This window comes from Nonomuraea sp. NPDC001831, from assembly GCF_042892035.1.
Classification (GTDB): domain Bacteria; phylum Actinomycetota; class Actinomycetes; order Streptosporangiales; family Streptosporangiaceae; genus Nonomuraea.
This window is the reverse complement of sequence record NZ_JBIATU010000007.1, coordinates 184,817-202,106: the sequence shown is the minus strand read 5'-3', so window position 1 is coordinate 202,106 and position 17,290 is coordinate 184,817. Positions and strand designations below refer to the sequence as shown.

The window sequence follows — 17,290 nt, the reverse complement described above, 5'->3', positions numbered from 1 at the left end:
TACCTTTAGTCCATAATCTGTACATAATCCTGAGGAGGCATGCATGGTGGCGTCAAGGGGGGTCCGGCATGATTCCATGCGTGCCCGCAATCTGGCCGTGGTACTCCAGGCCGTCCACGGGCACGGCCCGCTCACCAGGGCGGCGCTGGCCGAGCTCACCGGGCTGACCAAGACCACCGTGTCCAGCCTGGTCGCGGCCCTGCTGGAGGCCGGCGCGGTGAGCGAGTCGGGCGCGGTGCGCGACGGCGAGCGCGGGCGGCCCGGCGTGGCCGTGGAGCTGAGCGGGCACCGGGTGGCCGCGCTCGGGCTGGAGGTCAACATCGACTACCTGGCCGCCTGCGTGGTCGACCTGACCCGGTCCGTACGCCTGCGCCGCATCCGCCCGGCCGACAACCGCGGCTCCGACCCGGCGGGCGTGCTGCACCTGCTGCGCGACCTGGTGAAGGAGGTCACCGCGGAGGCCGAGGCGGCCGGGCTGCGGATCATCGGCGCCGCCCTGGCCGTGCCCGGCACGGTCGAGGACGGCCTGCTGCGCAACGCCCCCCACCTGGGCTGGCGCGACGTACGGGTGGCCGACCTGCTCGACCTGCCGTGCGCGGTCGACAACGAGGCGAACCTGGCGGCGCTGGGCGAGTTGTGGTTCGGCTCGCGGGCGACGGACTTCCTCTACGTCTCCGGCGAGATCGGCGTCGGCGCCGGGCTGGTCGTGGACGGGACCGTGTTCCGGGGCACGTACGGGCTGGCCGGCGAGCTGGGGCACGTCGTCGTGACCCCCGACGGCCCCGCCTGCCGCTGCGGCGGCCGCGGCTGCCTGGAGGTGTACGCGGGCCAGGACGCCCTGCTCGGCGACCTGGACTCGGTGGCCGAGCTGGCCGACGCGCTGGCCGGCGGCGACCGGCGCGCGCTGGCCGCCTGCGCGCGGGCCGGGGAGGCGCTCGGGGTGGCGCTCACGTCGGCCGTGCACCTGCTGGACCCCGGCCGGATCGTGCTCGGCGGCATCTTCGCCCCGCTGTTCCCGTGGCTGGAGACCCCGGCCGGGGACGTGCTGGCGGCCCGGCTGGGGCAGATGCGCGGCACGCCGCCCGCCCTGGTCGTCTCGGCCAACGGCGCCGACGCGGCGGTGCTGGGGGCGGCCGGGCTGATCATCCAGCGGATCGTCGCCGACCCCGCGGACGTGCTGGGCGTGTGACGGGTCAGTAGTAGCCCTTGTTCCCGTCGACCAGCTCTCTGACGATGTCGAGGTGGCCGGCGTGCCGGGCGGTCTCCTCGACCATGTGGATCAGCACCCAGCGCAGCGAGGAGGCCGCCGACCGGAAGTCGGGGTGCTTGCCGACGTCGTCGAGCGAGTGGGCGGCGACGATCTCGTTGGAGCGCTCGCACTGCTTGGCGTAGTCGTCGAGGAGCTGGGCCAGCGTGACGCCCTCGACCAGCATGTCGGCGTCCTCGGGCTCGTCCTGGAACTGCGGGTTGCCCTCGGCGCTGCCGCCCAGGAAGAGCACCTCGAACCAGCAGTGCTCGGTCCAGCGCATGTGGGAGACCAGGCCGGCCACCGTCATCAGGGGCGAGGTCGGCAGCACCGGCCGGTGGGCGTCGGCCTCGGCCAGCCCCTCGCACTTCCAGTGGACGATCGCGCGCTGCATGTCGAGCCAGCCGACGAGCTGGGTACGTTCGTCGGCCACGAAGGGCGGACGTACACGGGGTGGCGTCATGCGCCGGAGGCTACTGCAGGGGTCATCGGCGACGCACCGGATTTTCGGCCGGTTCGCGTATGACCCGGGCGAGCCGCGACAATGGCTCGATGGCGGAAAGTGCAGAGGCCGACTGGGTCTCCAGGTTCGCGGACGAGGTGATCTCCGAGGCGGAGCGTCGTGCCCCGGGCAAACCGATCGTCTGCGCCTCCGGGCTCAGCCCCTCGGGTCCCATCCACCTCGGCAACCTGCGCGAGGTCATGACCCCCCACCTCGTCGCCGACGAGATCAGGCGGCGCGGCCTCGACTGCGTGCACCTGCTGTCCTGGGACGACTACGACCGTTTCCGCAGGGTGCCCGCGGGCGTCGACCCGTCCTGGGCCGAGCACATCGGCAAACCGCTGACCTCGGTGCCCGCCCCGCCGGGCAGCCCGCACGCCAACTGGGCCGAGCACTTCAAGGCGCCGATGACCGCCGCGCTGGCCGAGCTGGGCGTCGACTACCGGGGCATCAGCCAGACCGAGCAGTACACCTCGGGGGCCTACCGGGAGCAGATCCTGCTGGCCATGCGCGAGCGGTCGCGGATCGACGCGATCCTGGCGGCGTACCGGACCAAGGACGGCGGCCGGGAGGTGGCGGACTACTTCCCGTACAAGCCGTACTGCGAGCTGTGCGAGCGCGACCTCACCAAGGTCACCGGGTACGACGACGAGACGACCGAGCTGGCCTACACCTGCGAGTGCGGGTTCGGCGAGACCGTGCGCCTGGCCGAGCACGACCGCGGCAAGCTGGTGTGGAAGGTCGACTGGCCGATGCGGTGGGCGCATGAGGGCGTGGTCTTCGAGCCGTCGGGCGTCGACCACCACTCCCCCGGCTCGGCCTGGATCGTCGGCGGCCAGATCGTCGGCGAGATCTTCGGCGGCGAGCAGCCCATCGGCCCGATGTACGCCTTCGTCGGCATCACCGGCATGGCCAAGATGAGCAGCTCCAAGGGCGACGTGCCGACCCCGGCCGACGCGCTGGAGATCATGGAGGCGCCCGTGCTGCGCTGGCTGTACGCCCGCCGCAAGCCCGCGCAGTCCTTCAAGATCGCCTTCGACCAGGAGATCCAGCGCCTCTACGACGAGTGGGACGCCCTGGCCCGCAAGGTCGCCGCCGGCCAGGCCCAGCCCGCCGAGCTGGCCGCCCACGCCCGCGCCGTGGGCACCGCCGCCGGGCCGCTGCCGGCCACGCCGGTCCCGGTGCCCTACCGCACGCTGGCCTCGATCCTCGACATCACCACCGGCCACGACGAGCAGGCGCTGCGCATCCTGCGCGACCTCGACGCCGTCGACCGGCTCGACGAGGCCCGCCCCCGGCTCGACCGGGCGCAGCGCTGGGTGGCCGACCACCTGCCCGCCGACCAGCGCACCCACGTGCGCGAGACGCCCGACCAGGAGCTGCTCGACTCCCTCGGCCAGACCGAGCGCGAGTCGTTGCGGCTGCTGGCCGACGGCCTCGACGACTGGACGCTCGACGGCCTCACCAACCTGGTCTACGGCGTGCCGAAGCTCCAGGCCGGTCTCGACGCCGACGCCAAGCCCACGCCGGAGCTGAAGGCGGCCCAGCGCGCGTTCTTCGTCCTGCTCTACCGGCTGCTGGTCGGCCGCGACACCGGGCCGCGGCTGCCCACGCTGCTCATGGCGGTGGGCGCCGACCGGGTGCGGAAGCTGGTCGGCGGGTGAGGGGCGGCCGCGGGTGAACGGCGTCGTCCTGGTCACCGGGATCTCGGCCGCGGGCAAGTCCACGGTCGCCCAGGCGCTGGCCGAGCGCCTGCCGCGGTCGGCCCACGTCCGGGGCGACACCTTCCGCCGCATGGTCGTGGGCGGCCGGGCCGAGATGACGCCCGGGTCGGAGGAGGAGGCGGTGCGCCAGTTGCACCTGCGCTACCGGCTCGCGGCCCGGACGGCGGACTTGTATTTCGAAGCCGGATTTACAGCAATTGTGCAAGATGTGGTTCTTGGAGAGGACTTGGAGCGGTTCACTCAGTGGATCCGCACCCGTCCGCTCCGGGTGGTCGTGCTCGCCCCCGACGCCGCCGCCGTCGAGCGCCGCGAGCGCGAACGCGCCAAGACCGGCTACGGCGCCTGGACGATCGCCCAGCTCGACGCCGCCCTGCGGGCCGGGACGCCACGCATCGGCCTGTGGCTGGACACCTCCGCCCAGTCCCCCGCCGAGACCGTCGAGGAGATCCTCGCGCGGGCGGACGAGGCATTGGTCGGTGGAGATCGCATATAAGTAGGATCACTGCAAGGCAGTGTCAAGTGGGCTGCATGTGTGCAGGTGCACCTTGTACCCATGAACAAGCAGCCCTTCGCCGCCAGTGTCAGTGTCATCGTCCCCGCGATGAACGAAGCCGAGAACCTTCCCCACGTCTTCGCCACGCTGCCCGACTGGATCGACGAGGTGATCCTGGTCGACGGCAACTCGACCGACGACACCGTCGCCGTCGCGCGCAGGCTGCGTCCCGACCTCCGGGTCGTCGTGCAGAGCCGGCGCGGCAAGGGCAACGCCCTCATCGAGGGCTTCCAGGCCGCCCGGGGGGACATCATCGTCATGATCGACGCCGATGGATCCACCGACGGCAAGGAGATCCGCTCGTTCGTCGAGACCCTCATCGACGGCGCCGACTTCGCCAAGGGCTCCCGGTACGCCCCCGGCGGCGGCTCCGACGACCTCAGCCCCATCCGGTCGCTGGGCAACAAGTTCCTCACCGGCCTGACCAACATGCTGTACGGCACCCGCTTCACCGACCTGTGCTACGGCTACAACGCCTTCTGGCGCGACCACCTGGACGTCATGGAGCTCGACTGCGACGGCTTCGAGATCGAGACCCTCATGAACGTCCGGGCCGCCCAGGCCGGCCTGGTCATCCACGAGGTGCCCAGCCACGAGCGCTCCCGGATCCACGGCGCGAGCAACCTGCACGCGGTGCGCGACGGCTGGCGCGTGCTGAAGACGATCATGCGCGAGCGTACGCGCGGGACCGCCATGATGCCGCAGACCGAGGTGGCGCTGGCGAAGTAGGAAGTGACATCCTCCGACAATGCGCTACATAGTGATCGGAGCAGGAGCAGTCGGCGGCACCATCGGCGCCCGCCTCCACCAGGGCGGGCACGAGGTCGTGCTCGTCGCGAGAGGCGCGCACCACGAGGCGCTCAAGCGTGACGGACTCCGCCTGATCACCCCCGATTCCGACGAGACCCTGGCCATCCCCGCGGCCTCCGGCCCGATCCCCACCCGCGACGACGACGTGCTGATCCTGGCCACCAAGTCCCAGGACACCCTGGCCGCCCTCGATCCCTGGCCGACGGACCTGCCGGTCGTGTGCGCGCAGAACGGCGTGGCCAATGAGCGCACCGTCCTGCGCAGGTCCGAGCGGGTCTACGGCATGTGCGTGTGGCTGCCGTCCCAGCACCTCGAACCCGGCGTCGTGGCCGCCCACGGCCACCCGTACTCGGGCCTGCTGCACGTCGGGCGCTATCCCCAGGGTGTGGACGACCTCGCCGGGAAGATCGCCGACGACCTCGGCAAACACGGGCTCCTCGCCCGCGCCACCCCCGACGTCATGCGCTGGAAGCACGGCAAGCTGCTCAACAACCTCGGCAACGCCGTCGAAGCCCTCGTGGGGCACGCCGACGGCATGGCCGAGCTCGCCGACCGGGCCCGCGCCGAGGCCATCGGCGTGTTCGAGCACGCGGGCATCCCCTACTCCACCTCCGAGGACGAGCGCCGGGTCCGCGGCCACCAGGTGGACGTCGTCCCGATCGAAGGCGTCCGGCGGGGCGGCGGGTCGTCCTGGCAGAGCCTGGCCAGGGGCAGCGGCTCGATCGAGGCCGACTACCTCAACGGCGAGATCGTCCTGCTCGGCCGCGAGCACGGCGTGCCCACGCCGGTCAACGAAGTGCTGCGCCGCGAGGCCAACCGGGTCGCCCGCGAGAAGCTGCCGCCCGCCTCGATGCCGGTGGCGCAGCTGACCGCGCTCATCGACGCGCGTTCCGCAGCCTGATCCCGCTGAACTCCATGCTGCTGCCGGTCACCTCGTGCCAGAACGGCCACAGGTTGTCCAGCACGCGCAGCTGGATCCCGGCCTGCTCGTGCAGCTCGAACAGGTCGCCCACCGGCTCCGGCGGGCCGATCGGGACGACCGGCTCCCTCGACACCAGGGCGTGCGGCGGATCGCCGATCGGCGCGAACCCGGCCGCGGGCAGGCGGTAGGCGTACAGGCGGACGTCCATGACGGCCCTGAGCCAGGCGTACTCGACGGCGTGCACGCGCTCGCCGCAGCCCGCGCCGGCGATCCTGGCCACGTCCTCGTCGGTGGTGTGCGGCCCGCGCCAGGCCATCGCCCGCGGGCAGGCGCGCGGGAACCAGTGGTCGGGGCAGCGGTCGTGGCCGACCGCCCACACGTACGGCTCGCCGAGCGAGGACGTCTGCGCGACCCGGGGCACGAACCGCTCGATGGTCGGGTCCTCAGAGAAGTGCAGCACCTGGCCGGGCTCGGGTCTCATACCCGCCATCATGCGCATACCCCGTCTCCGTCAGGGCAGAAGAAACGCGCTCTGACGACAAGGGGTGAGTTCGGATGGTCTTATTGGGTCTGATCCTGGTCCTGCTCGCCGGCGGCGCCGTCGCCTTGGTGGCGACGGAGGAGAGCTCCAGGTACATCCTGTTCGGCAACACCTACCAGCTCGACCACGTCCAGATGTTCCTCGCCGGAGCGGTCGTCGCGGCCGCCCTGCTGGCGGGGATCTGGCTGATCGGCGCCGGGTCGCGCAGGACCGCCAGGAAGCGCCGCAGGCTGCGGGCCGCCCGCGCCGAGGAATCCGACCGGGTCTCCCGCCTGGAGAACGAGAAGCGGGACCTCGAACGGCGGCTCGAACGCGACCGCAACCGCGCCGCGCACGACGGCGTGACGGACGGCGGAACGGACGGCCGCGTCGCGCACGAACGGGTCGCGAGCGAGCGAGCCGCGCACGAACGGGTGGACGGCGACCGGCTGGTGGCCGGCGGCCGCCGCCCCGACGACACCAGGCCGTGAGCTCATGGGCGCGAGGGCAGCAGCTTGCCCTCGCGCCAGAGCGCGAACCCCGTGACCAGCGCTCCCACGCCTTCCCAGAGCCCCACGCCGAAGAACTCGCCCGGCGCCGCCCCCGTGACGACCAGCGTCGTGAACACCGCGAACGTCACCAGCCGGAACGGCACGGTCCACCGGAAGAACGGCGTGTAGTCGGCGGATGCCGCGAAAACGTAATAGACCCCCATGTTCACCGCCGCCATCGACGAAGCCGCCATGTAGACCAGCGTGTAGTCGCCGGACGGCCGTACGCCGAGCACCTCGAAACCCAGCAGGACCAGCAGGGAGTCCGGCGACAGCAGCCCGACGAGCCCGAGCGCGAAGGCGAGCACGCCGAAGACGCCGATGGTCCAGCCGGCGGCGGAACGCGGAAGACGCACAGAAATCCTTCCAAAGGGGGGTGTAATCTGCGAGGCGATCTCATCATGCACCCGGAGGTCGCATGCCCCCCACGCGTGGCCGTCCCATTGCTCTGAAGCTCCTGATCCTCCTGCTCGTGCCGCTGCTGTCCCTGGTCGGGCTGTGGGCGTTCGCGGCGGGCCTGACCGGCGGCGACGGCCTGCGCCTGCTGGAGATCAACAAGCTCGCCTCCAACCTGGCCACGCCGTCGGAGCGGATCAACGCCGAGCTCCAGGACGAGCGGCTGGCCTCGGTCGAGTTCCTGGCCACCCACCGCGGCGCGGACAAGCTGGCCAGGCAGCGCGGGCAGACCGACCGGGCCGTCGCGGCCTTCCGCAAGCTGGCCAAGGATCAGCGCGGGATGTCGCCCGAGATGCGCACCCAGCTCGACGCCCTCAACGCCAAGCTCGACCTGCTGTCCGGCATCCGCGCCGAGGTGGACGGCAACACGGTCGCGCCGCTGGCCGTGATCGACGGCTACAGCCAGATCGTGGACGCCTCCTTCCGCATGTACGACGCGATGGTCCTGGTGCCCGACATGTCGCTGTACCGGCAGGCGCGGGCCGTCACCATGCTCGGCGAGGCCAAGGACCTGGTCTCGCGCGAGCGCGCGATGATCGTCGTGGTGCTGGCCAGAGGGCGGGTCGAGGCGGTCGAGCGGGAGGCGTTCACCGGGATGGTGGCGACCCGGCGGCTGCTGTACTCGCAGGCGCTCTCCCACCTGGACGGCGGCCTGCGCGGCCCGTACGAGCAACTGGCCGCCTCGCCCGTCTACAAGGAGTTCCTCGACGCCGAGGACGCCATCCGGGGCCAGGCCGCGATGAACGGCCTGCCCGCCACCGCCGCCACCTGGGAGATCGACGGCCAGAACCTGTGGGCCGTGCTCGAACGCGACCAGGGCCAGGCCGTGGAGGGCATCGTGGCCCGGGTGACGCCGGCCGCCGGGAGCATCCTGATCAAGATCGGCGTGGCCGGCGGCGTGGGCCTGCTCGCCGTGCTCGCCTCGATCCTGCTGTCGCTGCGCTTCCGCAGGCGGCTGGTCCGCGAGCTGGCCGGGCTGCGCGACGCGGCCACCGAGCTGGCCGAGGTGCGGCTGACCGGGCTGATCGAGCGGCTGCGCACGAACACCCGCCCGCCCACGGCCGCCGAGGTCGCGCCGCTGGAGGTCAGGACGGAGACCTCCGAGGTCGCCGACATCGTGCGGGCCTTCAACCACGTGCAGTCCACGGCCGTGGAGGCCGCCGTCGGCCAGGCCAGGCTGCGGCACGGCGTCAGCCAGGTCTTCGTGAACCTGGCCCGCCGCAACCAGTCGCTGCTGCACCGCCAGCTGCTCCAGCTCGACAGCATGGAGCGGGCCACCGAGGAGCCCGACCTGCTGGCCGACCTGTTCAAGCTCGACCACCTCACCACCCGCATGCGCAGACACGCCGAGAGCCTGATCATCCTGTCCGACCAGGCCCCCGGACGCGGCTGGCGCAACCCGGTGGCCATCCTCGACGTGCTGCGCGCGGCCGTCGCGGAGGTCGAGGAGTACGAGCGCGTCGAGATCCTGCCGCCGCCGCAGACCGCGCTGCTCGGCGCGACCGTCACGGACGTGGCCCACCTGCTGGCCGAGCTGGTCGAGAACGCCACCCTCTTCTCACCCCCGCAGACCAGGGTGGACGTGCGCAGTTCGAGCACCCCGAACGGCCTGATGATCGAGATCGAGGACCGCGGCCTCGGCCTGCCCCGCGTCGAGCTGGACGAGCTCAACGACCGGCTGGCCAAGATGCCGGAGTTCGACCTGGCGCAGAGCGACCGGCTGGGCCTGTTCGTGGTCGGCCGGCTGGCCGCCCGGCACGACATCAAGGTCACCCTCGCGCCCTCGCCCTACGGCGGCCTGACCGCGATGGTCTTCCTGCCCTCAGCCCTCCTGGCCGACCAGCCGGTCCTCGCCGGGAGCTAGGTAGGCCGTCCCGCCCGAGGCCCGCGCCCGCGCGGCCGCCAGCAGCCGCCGGTGGCCGTGGGCGGGCAGCAGGCGGGCGGCCTCCTCGTGGGTGTAGAAGCCGTGGTCGTCCAGCTCCTCGGCCTGCAAGGTGATCACCGTGCCCGGCGGCAGCTCACCGCAGTCGAACATGAAGTTGACCATCGCGTACGGCACGTAGGCCAGGCCGTCGACCCAGCTCACGGCGAGCAGCCGGCCGACCTCCAGCGTCAGGCCGAGCTCCTCGGCGACCTCCCTGGCGCACGCCTGCGCCGGGTGCTCGCCCGCGTCGATGATGCCGCCGGGGAAGGACCAGTGGTCGCGGTAGTTGGGCTTGACGAGCAGGGCGCGGCCCCGCTCGTCGGTGATGTAGGCCGCGGCCCCGGTGACGACCCTGTTGACGGTGGACCAGAAATCGTTCACCGGGCCAACGTTACGGCAGCACCTGCAGCAGCGCCTGGGTCCTGGCCTTGGCCGGTTCCTCGATCCGCTGGCTCTCCTTGCCCGCCGCGTCCAGCACGACCAGCGTGTTGTGCGCGCCGCCCGCCACGCGGACGACCAGCCGCCCGTCGGCCAGGTAGAAGGCGCCGATCAGCCGGCCCTTGACGGCCGGGGTGAGCTTCCGGCCCGTCACCAGGTCGACCACGGCCGGCTTGAAGGCCGCCGGCCAGCTGCCGTCGCCGAGCGCGGCCGAATCGGCGGGGACCGCGACGACCGCGTTGCGGCCGTTCGGCGACAGGCTCTGCACGTGGGTGACGAGCTTGACGCCCTTGGCCCTGACGGCCTTCCCGGTCTGGACGTCGAGCCGGTAGACGGCGTCGGCCTCGCCGGTGTAGCCCGCGAGGTACCGGCCGCCCGCCGCCCACGCCAGGTGGCACACGCCCTTGGTCGTGCCGAGCCGGCGCCTGCCGGTGCCGTCGGCCTTGACCGCCATGACGGTCTCGCCCTTGCCGACGTAGGCGATCTGCGTGGAGTCGGGCGACCAGACGGGGGTCAGGCACGGCGTGCCGCCCTGGAGCTTCGTGGCCGCGGTGACGGTCTTGGCGCCGTCCTTGACCTGGAGGTTGCCGCCGTCGGTCACCCAGGCGGCCTTCCTGCCGTCCGGCGAGACGGCGAACTGCGGCAGCGCGCCGATCTTGGCGAGGGTGCTCCACTCCCCGCCCTCGTAGCGGGCGAGCCGGTGGCCGTCGCCCGCGTAGACGGCGGCGCCGGAGAGCTCGGGCGCGGTGGCCGCCGACGCGGGGGCGGGGGCCAGCAATGCGGCGCCGAGGGCGAGCCCGGCCACAACACGAATCTTCATGACAGCCTATGGTGCCGTAACGGATCAAAGACGCATGAACGGCTCGCTGAAGTGCGCGGTGGCGATCGTCGCCCGCTCGGCCCGCAGCGCCGCCAGGACCTCGGTGCGCGTGCGCGCGGCCGTCTCCTGGTCGTCGTCGTAGGCGTAGTGGATGCCCGGGTCGGCCAGTTGCACCGGGTGGAGCACGAGGTCGCCGGTGATGGCCAGGTCGCCGACCCTGGCGATCTGGTGGCCGGCGGTGTGGCCGGGCGTGTGCTGGACGTGGACGCCCGGCGCGATCTCGGCCTGCCCCTCGACGACGTGGAGCTGGTCCTTGAGCAGGGTCAGCAGGTCGGACATGGCTCCGGAGGCCGAGTCCACCTCGGCCCGCTGGAGCACGTGGCGCGCGTTCTCGAACACCGGCCGGCCGCCCGTGACCGCGCCGCTGGCGTGGTCGCTGTGCAGGTGGGTGAGGACGACGGTGCCGATGTCGGCGGGCGTGACGCCCACCGCCGCCAGCTCGTCCGCCAGGACGCCGGGCACGGGCGCCCAGCCGGCCGCCGGGGAGTCCTCCCCGCCGATGCCGGTGTCGACGAGGGTGAGGCGGCCTGCGCCGTCACGCAGCAGGTAGCAGTGGAAGTGCAGGACCCACGGATCGTCCGCCGGGCCGGAGCCGGGGAACATCTCGGCGAGCGGGAGGCGGATCGCGGGGCCCATCGGGCCCACCGCGTCGCAGAGCGGCGTCACCTCGACGCCGGAGACGGTGATGGGGCTGTGCTTCATCCCGCCTAGGTTAGGCGGCGACGGGCTGCCGCGGAACGTACTCGTTCTCCAGGTCGGCGGCGTAGACGGCGCGGCAGCAGTGGGCGCACCGGTACATGATCGGGCCCTCGTCGAGCGTGTGCTGGCACTGCGGGCAGTGGACGGTGTTCATGGCGTTCCCCCAAGGAGCTCGGATGTGTCCATGGAACCCCCGCCGAGTTGCAGGGGTCCTGCATGTCACTTGACACGGTGCCGCTGCGCTGATGGGGGTTGTGTGTCTTCGCCGCACCGCCGGCCGGGCGTCTTCCTCACGGCGTGGTGCGATGAAGAACATTGTCACGCGTACGGGCCGGAACGCGCGGCAGAACACACCAGAACCGTCCGGGAATAGTCCAAGAGGGCTAGGCGTTTCATGGGGCGGAACGTGTGGTATCTTCCCCACAAGCGTTGAGCTTCTGCTCCGCTGGTTTTCCTCGTCAAGCCCCGCCCAGGTTCTCCGGGCCCGGCTTCTTCATCGAACTCGCCGATCCCGCATCGGCGCATCTCCCCCAAAGGGGCTCATCATGTCTGTTCACACCATTCCGCACCAGCGCGCGGAAACGCCCGCAGGGCAGGTGAGCGGCCTCCTCGACGTGCAGGAGAAGTCCGCCTTCATCCGCGCGGAACACCTTCCCGGGCCGGGCGACGTACGCCTGCCGGTCGAGCGGGTCAGGCAGCTCGGGCTGCGGCGCGGCGACCACGTCGTGGCCTCCGTGGCCGGGAACAAGCCGGCCGCCGTCCAGTCCGTCAACGGCCTGACCGAGTGGCGGGACCGGCCGCGTTTCGAGGAGCTGACGCCCGTCCACCCGGACGAGCGGCTGGTCATCGAGACCGGGTCGCTCAGCACCCGGGTCATCGACCTGGTCGCGCCCATCGGCAAGGGGCAGCGCGGCCTCATCGTGGCGCCGCCCAAGGCCGGCAAGACGATGGTGCTGCAGGCGCTGGCCGCCGCGGTCACCCGCAACCATCCCGAGGTGCACCTCATGGTCGTGCTCGTGGGCGAGCGGCCCGAGGAGGTGACCGAGATGCGGGCCTCCGTCCAGGGGGAGATCTTCGCCTCCACCTTCGACCACCCCGACCGCGACCACGCCGCCGTCGCCGAGCTGGCCCTCGAACGCGCCAAGCGCCTGGTGGAGGGCGGCCGCGACGTCGTGCTGCTGCTCGACTCGCTGACCCGGCTCGGCCGGGCCTACAACAACCTCGCGCCCGGCGGCGGCCGGGTGCTCACCGGCGGCATCGACGCCCGCGCCCTCTACCCGCCCAAACGTTTCTTCGGCGCGGCCCGCAACGTCGAGGGCGGCGGCTCGCTGACCATCCTCGCCAGCGCCCTCGTGGACACCGGCTCGCGCATGGACAACAGCCTGTACGAGGAGTTCAAGGGCACCGGCAACATGGAGCTCCACCTCGCCCGCGACCTGGCCGAGCGACGCCTGTTCCCGGCGGTCGACCTGGAGGCCTCCGGCACCAGGCGCGAGGAGATGCTGCTGCACCCGCAGGAGCGCCAGGTGATCTGGCGGCTGCGCCGCACGCTCGCCGGGCTGGACCGGCAGCAGGCCCTGGAGACGCTCGTCGGCAAGCTGCGCGCGACGCCGTCCAACGCCGCGTTCCTGCTGGAGGCGCTGCGCGCGGCGGCGTGAGGCCGCTGGAGAATGGGCGCATGCTGGCCGACATCGTCGAACACCTGATCTGCCCCGTCTGCCACGCGGACGTGGAGCTCGCCGAGGGCGCCCTGCGGTGCGCGCGGGGGCACTCCTTCGACGTGGCCAAGCAGGGGTACGTCAGCCTGCTCACCGGGTCACGCCCGCCCGGCACCGCCGACAGTCCCGCGATGGTGGCCGCGCGGGCCGAGTTCCTGGCGGCCGGGCACTACGCCCCGCTGGCGCAGGCGCTGGCGGAAACCGTACGCGTACGGGTGGCGGCTGGAGAAAAACGTGAATCTTCTACTGAATCGAATGACGAAACCGGGCCGAGAGCGTACGGTGGGGCGGGAGTGGAGGCCGGTCCGCAAGATGGGCCGGTGACCGTCGAGGGTCTCGGCGCGGCGGGCAGGGTCGCACCGCTGATCGTCGACGCCGGCACGGGCACCGGACACTATCTGGCGGCCGTGCTCAATGCGGTGGACGATGGCATCGGGATGGCGTTCGACGTGTCCAAGCACGCCGTACGGCGGGCGGCGCGGGCGCATCCGAGGCTGGGGGCGTTCGTGGCGGACGTGTGGCGGCCGCTCCCGATCCGGCATGGGGTGGCCGATGTGGTGATCGATGTGTTCGCGCCCAGGAACGGGCCCGAGTTCCGGCGGATCCTGCGCCCTGGAGGGGCCGCGGTCGTCGCGACCCCGGCCGCGGCGCACCTGAGCCCGCTGGTGCAGGAGCTGGGGCTGCTCTCGGTGGACGAGGAGAAGGATCGCCGGGTCGCCCGCAGCATGCAGGGGTTCGCCCAGGCCGGGCGGCGCACGATCGAGTTCGACATGGAGCTCGGGCCGGACGAGCTGGTCCAGGTCGTGGGAATGGGCCCGAGCGCGTGGCACACTGATTCCGCCGAGCTGGCCGCCCGCATATCCGGTTATTTCCGCCGGCATGCCAAGAATGGCCAGAAGAAAGTTACGGTCAGAGCCGCGTTTCATCTGTCTATCTTCGAGCCTGAGCCCCGTTCAAGACCTGTTCCTTGACGGGCATCTGCGACTGGTGTTACTGATGGGGCATTTAGTCCGAAATTCCCCCACATTCCCCGAGTATTTCCCCGACTCAGGCGCAATACTGGACGGCATCCCGCACCCAGAGGGCGTGGGCCATCGATGGGAGGGGGCGCGCCGGATGAAGGCGGAGGAACGCTGGCAGGCCAGGTTCCGCGCGTCGCGCATGACGCTGCCGACCTGGGCCCGCCAGGCCCCGAACCGCTCCATCTACCGCTCCAACGCCACCGGGACGTGGGAGGTCTACGCCTGGGACCGGGCGACGGGCGCCGTGCGCCAGGTCACCGACCGGCCCAAGGGCACCGCGTACGCGGCGATCGACCCGGCGGGACAGTGGATCTACTGGTTCGCCGACACCGACGGCGACGAGTTCGGCACCTGGTGGCGCCAGCCGTTCGCCGGCGGTCCGAGCGAACCGGCCGCGCCCGGCCTGCCGCCGGGTCAGCCGGGCGGCATCGCGCTGTCGGCCACCGGCATGGCCGCCATCAGCCTGGCCAGCGAGGGCACGTTCCGGATCCATCTGGTGCCTCCCGGCGGGCCGGCCGAGCTGCTGTACGAGCACGCCGAGGCCGCCTGGGTGACCGACATGTCCCTCGACGGCTCCCTCATCGCCATCAACCACGGCGAGTACGGCGACTTCCGGCGTCCGGCGCTGCGCGTCGTCGACCAGCACGGCGAGACCGTCGGCGAGCTCTACGACGGCCCCGACAAGGGCGTGCACGGCCTCCGCTTCGCCCCGGTGCTCGGCGACCGCCGCCTGCTGACCCTGCACGAGCGCCGCCAGCGCCACGAGCCCCTGGTCTGGGACCCGGTCACCGACGAGCAGCGCGAGATCTGGCTGAAGGACCCCGGCGACCTGGCCGCCGAGTGGTTCGACGACGGCCGCGGCCTGCTGATCGTGCGCGACCACCGTGCCCGCAGCTACCTGCACCGCTACGACCTGGCGGGCGGCGTCCTGACGCTCATCGACACCCCGCACGGCGTGATCGACGAGGCCGCGCCGCGGCCCGGCGGCCACATCGAGTACTCCTGGTCCAGCGGCTCGCGGCCGCCGGTCATCCGGTCGAGCAACGGCCAGGTCGTGCTCAACGCGGGCGGCCCGCCGGCGCCGCCGAGCGTGCCCGTCGAGGACCTCGACGTCGAGGGGCCCGGCGGGCGCATCCACGCGCTGGTGTCCAAGCCCGAGACCGGCGCGGCGCCCTATCCGGCGGTCTTCCTCATGCACGGCGGCCCGACCGACCACGACCGCGACGCATTCTCCCCCGAGGTCGCGGCCTGGGTCGACGCGGGCTTCGCCGTCGTCCGCGTCAACTACCGCGGCTCGACCGGCTACGGCTCCGCCTGGCGCGACGCGCTGCACGGCGACGTCGGGCACATCGAGCTGGCCGACATCGCCGCCGTCCGCCAGTCGCTGGTGGACCGGGGCACGATCGACCCCGCCCGGCTGATCCTGGCCGGCACCGCCTGGGGCGGCTACCTCTCGCTGCTCGGGCTCGGCGTCCAGCCGGGCCTGTGGGCCGCGGGCATCGCCGCGGTGCCCATCGCCTGCCACCAGACCTGCTACGAGGACGAGGCCGAGAGCCTGCGCGCCTACCAGCGCGCCCTGCTCGGCGGCTCCCCCGACGAGCAGCCCGAGCGGTACGCGTTCTGCTCGCCGATCACGTACGTGGATCAGATCAAGAGCCCTCTGCTGATCCTCGCCGGCGAGAACGACACCCGCTGCCCGCTGCGCCAGATCGAGAAGTACGTGGCCAAGCTGGCCGAGCACGGCCGCGAGCACGAGCTCTACACCTACGGCGCCATCCGCGGCTCGCTCGTGGTCGCCGAACGCATCGCGCAGACGGCCCTGCAACTGGAGTTCGCCCGCAAGCACGTGCACGTCGGCTGACCTCTGGCGCACGTCGTGGGAGCGCTCCTGCGGGGGCGCCCCGGGCGGGTCAGCGCGCGCGCAGGACCACGATGGCCAGGTCGTCGGCGCTCGGCTCGGCGGCGAACTCCGCCGCGCCCCTGCGGATGCGCTCGGCCACCGCCCTGGCCGACAGCCCGGCGCACTCGGCCAGCAGCTTGGCCAGGCCGCCGTCGTCGTCGAGCAGCCGCCCGCCCGAGCGCCGCTCGGTCACGCCGTCGGTCACCGCCAGCAGCACGTCGCCGTGGTCGAGATGGATGGTGTCGGCCTCGAACACGACCTCGTGGAAGACGCCGAGCAGCGACTGGGGCGTGGTCACCGCCTCCACCTTGCCGCTCGGCTTGAGCCGCAGCGCCTCGGGATGGCCGGCGGACACCAGCCGCACCTCCAGACCGGACTCCACGGGCGTGATGTCGCCGTGCAGCAGCGTGAGGAACCTGGCCCGCTCGCCCTCCTCCAGGATCGCCTGGTTGAGCCGGCCGAGCACCGCGGCGACGCCGTAGCCCTCGCGGGCCAGCAGGCGCAGCGTGTGGCGGGCCAGGCCGGTCACCGCGGCGGCCTCGGGGCCGGTGCCGCAGACGTCGCCGATGGCGAAGCGCCAGGAGTCGTCGCCCGCCTTGAACAGGTCGTAGAAGTCGCCGCCGACCTCGTTGGCCTCGCCGGCGGGCTCGTAGATGACGCCGTAGTCGAGGCCGGGCACCTCGGGCTCGTTGGGCGGCAGGAGACTGCGCTGCAGCGCCCGGTTGGCCGCGGCCTGCTGGGCGTAGAGCCGGGCGTTGTCCATGGCCAGCGCGGCGCGCCTGCCGATGTCGTCGGCGAACTGGATGACCTCGTCGGGGAAGCGGTCGGACCGGCCCAGGCACATCATGCCGAGCCCGCGGCCGCGCGCGGTGAGCGGCACGGCCAGCACCTGGGAGTCGTTCAGGTGGATGACGGACGTGGCCCTGGTGTCGGCCGCGCCGACGTCCAGCTCCGTGAGCTGCTCGCGCAGGCCGTCGATGCGGGCCTCGTCGGCGTGCCAGAGGTAGACCAGGCGCAGCGGGCCGCCCGAGTTGCCGGCGGTGTAGACCGCGCACCAGCTCGACAGGCGGGGCACGACGATCTGGGCGATGATCGCCGGGACCATGTCGGGGTCGAGGGTGCCAGCCAGCAGGTCGCTGGCGTCAGCCAGGAACCCGAGCCAGTGGGGGCCCCGCGCGCTCTCCTCCGCCCATTCGGCGGCCACCTGGTCCACGGAGCCGGGTAGCGTGAGCCTTGCCCAATGGACACGGGAATCGCCCGCGAAGGTGACTCCCCATTCCTCCACGTTCACGGAAGGAGCCTTCGGGTCACCGTGCGCGGTGTTCCGCTGCCGCAGTTCGACCTGGACTGCGTCCCCGTAATGCTTCCAAATCACCTCAAACGGCTCGTCAGAGACCTGCTCCGCCAGATCGCCGGCCACCTGCT

At 72.1% G+C, this 17,290-nt stretch carries 18 protein-coding genes; 10 read left to right on the top strand and 8 right to left on the bottom strand.

Translation table 11 applies throughout. From position 1 onward, the window contains the following. Positions 1–76: 76 nt before the first annotated feature. Positions 77–1,189 carry an ROK family protein gene (locus ACFYYW_RS24050; RefSeq protein ID WP_387651625.1) on the top strand — a complete coding sequence of 371 codons (1,113 nt, stop codon included), beginning with the start codon at positions 77–79 and terminating at the stop codon, positions 1,187–1,189. A 4-nt stretch (positions 1,190–1,193) separates the two neighbouring features. Here the strand turns inward: ACFYYW_RS24050 and ACFYYW_RS24045 are convergent, their stop codons facing one another. Further along, positions 1,194–1,709: a DinB family protein gene (locus ACFYYW_RS24045; protein WP_352321319.1), complete on the bottom strand. Its 516-nt coding sequence runs from the start codon at positions 1,707–1,709 to the stop codon at positions 1,194–1,196. Between the two features lie 89 nt (positions 1,710–1,798). Between ACFYYW_RS24045 and lysS the strand changes: the two genes are divergently transcribed. Genes lysS through ACFYYW_RS24025 form a run of 4 tightly spaced genes read left to right on the top strand, consistent with a single transcriptional unit; the run spans position 1,799 to position 5,736 of the window. Next, positions 1,799–3,412, top strand: coding sequence for a lysine--tRNA ligase (gene lysS / locus ACFYYW_RS24040; RefSeq protein WP_387651622.1), 1,614 nt, complete (start codon positions 1,799–1,801; stop codon positions 3,410–3,412). A 13-nt stretch (positions 3,413–3,425) separates the two neighbouring features. Next, a complete protein-coding gene (locus tag ACFYYW_RS24035) occupies positions 3,426–3,965 on the top strand; it encodes an AAA family ATPase (protein WP_387651619.1) in 540 nt (179 codons plus the stop codon). 60 nt (positions 3,966–4,025) lie between these two features. Then, a complete protein-coding gene (locus ACFYYW_RS24030) occupies positions 4,026–4,754 on the top strand; it encodes a glycosyltransferase family 2 protein (protein ID WP_387651616.1) in 729 nt (242 codons plus the stop codon). A gap of 19 nt (positions 4,755–4,773) precedes the next feature. Continuing rightward, positions 4,774–5,736, top strand: coding sequence for a ketopantoate reductase family protein (locus tag ACFYYW_RS24025; protein ID WP_387651613.1), 963 nt, complete (start codon positions 4,774–4,776; stop codon positions 5,734–5,736). On the opposite strand, the gene ACFYYW_RS24020 is transcribed toward ACFYYW_RS24025, so the two are convergent. Further along, positions 5,711–6,238, bottom strand: coding sequence for a DUF6886 family protein (locus ACFYYW_RS24020; protein WP_352321310.1), 528 nt, complete (start codon positions 6,236–6,238; stop codon positions 5,711–5,713). The two genes, ACFYYW_RS24025 and ACFYYW_RS24020, sit on opposite strands and share 26 nt — an antisense overlap. A gap of 74 nt (positions 6,239–6,312) precedes the next feature. Between ACFYYW_RS24020 and ACFYYW_RS24015 the strand changes: the two genes are divergently transcribed. Next, positions 6,313–6,768 carry a hypothetical protein gene (locus ACFYYW_RS24015; protein ID WP_352321308.1) on the top strand — a complete coding sequence of 152 codons (456 nt, stop codon included), beginning with the start codon at positions 6,313–6,315 and terminating at the stop codon, positions 6,766–6,768. A 2-nt stretch (positions 6,769–6,770) separates the two neighbouring features. Here the strand turns inward: ACFYYW_RS24015 and ACFYYW_RS24010 are convergent, their stop codons facing one another. Next, positions 6,771–7,184, bottom strand: a complete 414-nt coding sequence (locus ACFYYW_RS24010; RefSeq protein WP_364415828.1) for a hypothetical protein — start codon at positions 7,182–7,184, stop codon at positions 6,771–6,773. Between the two features lie 62 nt (positions 7,185–7,246). On the opposite strand from ACFYYW_RS24010, the gene ACFYYW_RS24005 reads away from it, so the two are divergent. Beyond that, positions 7,247–9,148 (top strand): nitrate- and nitrite sensing domain-containing protein, encoded by a 1,902-nt coding sequence (locus ACFYYW_RS24005; RefSeq protein WP_387651609.1) that lies wholly within the window; start codon positions 7,247–7,249, stop codon positions 9,146–9,148. Here ACFYYW_RS24005 and ACFYYW_RS24000 read toward each other — a convergent pair. Genes ACFYYW_RS24000 through ACFYYW_RS23985 form a run of 4 tightly spaced genes read right to left on the bottom strand, consistent with a single transcriptional unit; the run spans position 9,107 to position 11,379 of the window. Then, positions 9,107–9,589: an NUDIX domain-containing protein gene (locus ACFYYW_RS24000; protein WP_387651606.1), complete on the bottom strand. Its 483-nt coding sequence runs from the start codon at positions 9,587–9,589 to the stop codon at positions 9,107–9,109. The genes ACFYYW_RS24005 and ACFYYW_RS24000 overlap by 42 nt on opposite strands. A 10-nt stretch (positions 9,590–9,599) precedes the next feature. Beyond that, positions 9,600–10,466 carry a TolB family protein gene (locus ACFYYW_RS23995; protein ID WP_387651604.1) on the bottom strand — a complete coding sequence of 289 codons (867 nt, stop codon included), beginning with the start codon at positions 10,464–10,466 and terminating at the stop codon, positions 9,600–9,602. 24 nt (positions 10,467–10,490) lie between these two features. Further along, positions 10,491–11,228 (bottom strand): MBL fold metallo-hydrolase, encoded by a 738-nt coding sequence (locus ACFYYW_RS23990; protein ID WP_387651601.1) that lies wholly within the window; start codon positions 11,226–11,228, stop codon positions 10,491–10,493. Positions 11,229–11,238: 10 nt separating this feature from the next. Continuing rightward, complete coding sequence (locus ACFYYW_RS23985; protein ID WP_352321299.1) at positions 11,239–11,379, bottom strand: hypothetical protein; 141 nt, start codon at positions 11,377–11,379, stop codon at positions 11,239–11,241. Between the two features lie 391 nt (positions 11,380–11,770). Here ACFYYW_RS23985 and rho point away from each other — a divergent pair, with 391 nt between their 5' ends. The 3 genes from rho to ACFYYW_RS23970 all read left to right on the top strand — a co-directional run bounded on the left by rho (position 11,771) and on the right by ACFYYW_RS23970 (position 15,826). Beyond that, the gene (rho, locus tag ACFYYW_RS23980) at positions 11,771–12,883 is read left to right on the top strand and encodes a transcription termination factor Rho (RefSeq protein WP_387651599.1); all 1,113 of its coding nucleotides are present in this window, start codon (positions 11,771–11,773) and stop codon (positions 12,881–12,883) included. Positions 12,884–12,903: 20 nt separating this feature from the next. After that, positions 12,904–13,914 (top strand): putative RNA methyltransferase, encoded by a 1,011-nt coding sequence (locus ACFYYW_RS23975; RefSeq protein WP_387651596.1) that lies wholly within the window; start codon positions 12,904–12,906, stop codon positions 13,912–13,914. A 145-nt stretch (positions 13,915–14,059) separates the two neighbouring features. Then, a complete protein-coding gene (locus ACFYYW_RS23970; protein WP_387651594.1) occupies positions 14,060–15,826 on the top strand; it encodes a S9 family peptidase in 1,767 nt (588 codons plus the stop codon). 49 nt (positions 15,827–15,875) lie between these two features. Here ACFYYW_RS23970 and ACFYYW_RS23965 read toward each other — a convergent pair whose 3' ends face one another. Next, positions 15,876–17,078, bottom strand: coding sequence for a PP2C family protein-serine/threonine phosphatase (locus ACFYYW_RS23965; RefSeq protein WP_387651591.1), 1,203 nt, complete (start codon positions 17,076–17,078; stop codon positions 15,876–15,878). Between the last annotated feature and the right edge of the window lie 212 nt (positions 17,079–17,290).

What these genes read in the sequence shown, in the direction of transcription:
- ACFYYW_RS24050 (WP_387651625.1), top strand. Translation starts at nt 77, where the DNA reads ATGCGTGCCCGCAATCTGGCCGTGGTACTCCAGGCCGTCCACGGGCAC.
- ACFYYW_RS24045 (WP_352321319.1), bottom strand. Translation starts at nt 1,709, where the DNA reads ATGACGCCACCCCGTGTACGTCCGCCCTTCGTGGCCGACGAACGTACC.
- lysS (WP_387651622.1), top strand. Translation starts at nt 1,799, where the DNA reads ATGGCGGAAAGTGCAGAGGCCGACTGGGTCTCCAGGTTCGCGGACGAG.
- ACFYYW_RS24030 (WP_387651616.1), top strand. Translation starts at nt 4,026, where the DNA reads ATGAACAAGCAGCCCTTCGCCGCCAGTGTCAGTGTCATCGTCCCCGCG.
- ACFYYW_RS24025 (WP_387651613.1), top strand. Translation starts at nt 4,774, where the DNA reads ATGCGCTACATAGTGATCGGAGCAGGAGCAGTCGGCGGCACCATCGGC.
- ACFYYW_RS24020 (WP_352321310.1), bottom strand. Translation starts at nt 6,238, where the DNA reads ATGAGACCCGAGCCCGGCCAGGTGCTGCACTTCTCTGAGGACCCGACC.
- ACFYYW_RS24015 (WP_352321308.1), top strand. Translation starts at nt 6,313, where the DNA reads ATGGTCTTATTGGGTCTGATCCTGGTCCTGCTCGCCGGCGGCGCCGTC.
- ACFYYW_RS24005 (WP_387651609.1), top strand. Translation starts at nt 7,247, where the DNA reads ATGCCCCCCACGCGTGGCCGTCCCATTGCTCTGAAGCTCCTGATCCTC.
- ACFYYW_RS23995 (WP_387651604.1), bottom strand. Translation starts at nt 10,466, where the DNA reads ATGAAGATTCGTGTTGTGGCCGGGCTCGCCCTCGGCGCCGCATTGCTG.
- ACFYYW_RS23990 (WP_387651601.1), bottom strand. Translation starts at nt 11,228, where the DNA reads ATGAAGCACAGCCCCATCACCGTCTCCGGCGTCGAGGTGACGCCGCTC.
- ACFYYW_RS23985 (WP_352321299.1), bottom strand. Translation starts at nt 11,379, where the DNA reads ATGAACACCGTCCACTGCCCGCAGTGCCAGCACACGCTCGACGAGGGC.
- rho (WP_387651599.1), top strand. Translation starts at nt 11,771, where the DNA reads ATGTCTGTTCACACCATTCCGCACCAGCGCGCGGAAACGCCCGCAGGG.
- ACFYYW_RS23975 (WP_387651596.1), top strand. Translation starts at nt 12,904, where the DNA reads ATGCTGGCCGACATCGTCGAACACCTGATCTGCCCCGTCTGCCACGCG.
- ACFYYW_RS23970 (WP_387651594.1), top strand. Translation starts at nt 14,060, where the DNA reads ATGAAGGCGGAGGAACGCTGGCAGGCCAGGTTCCGCGCGTCGCGCATG.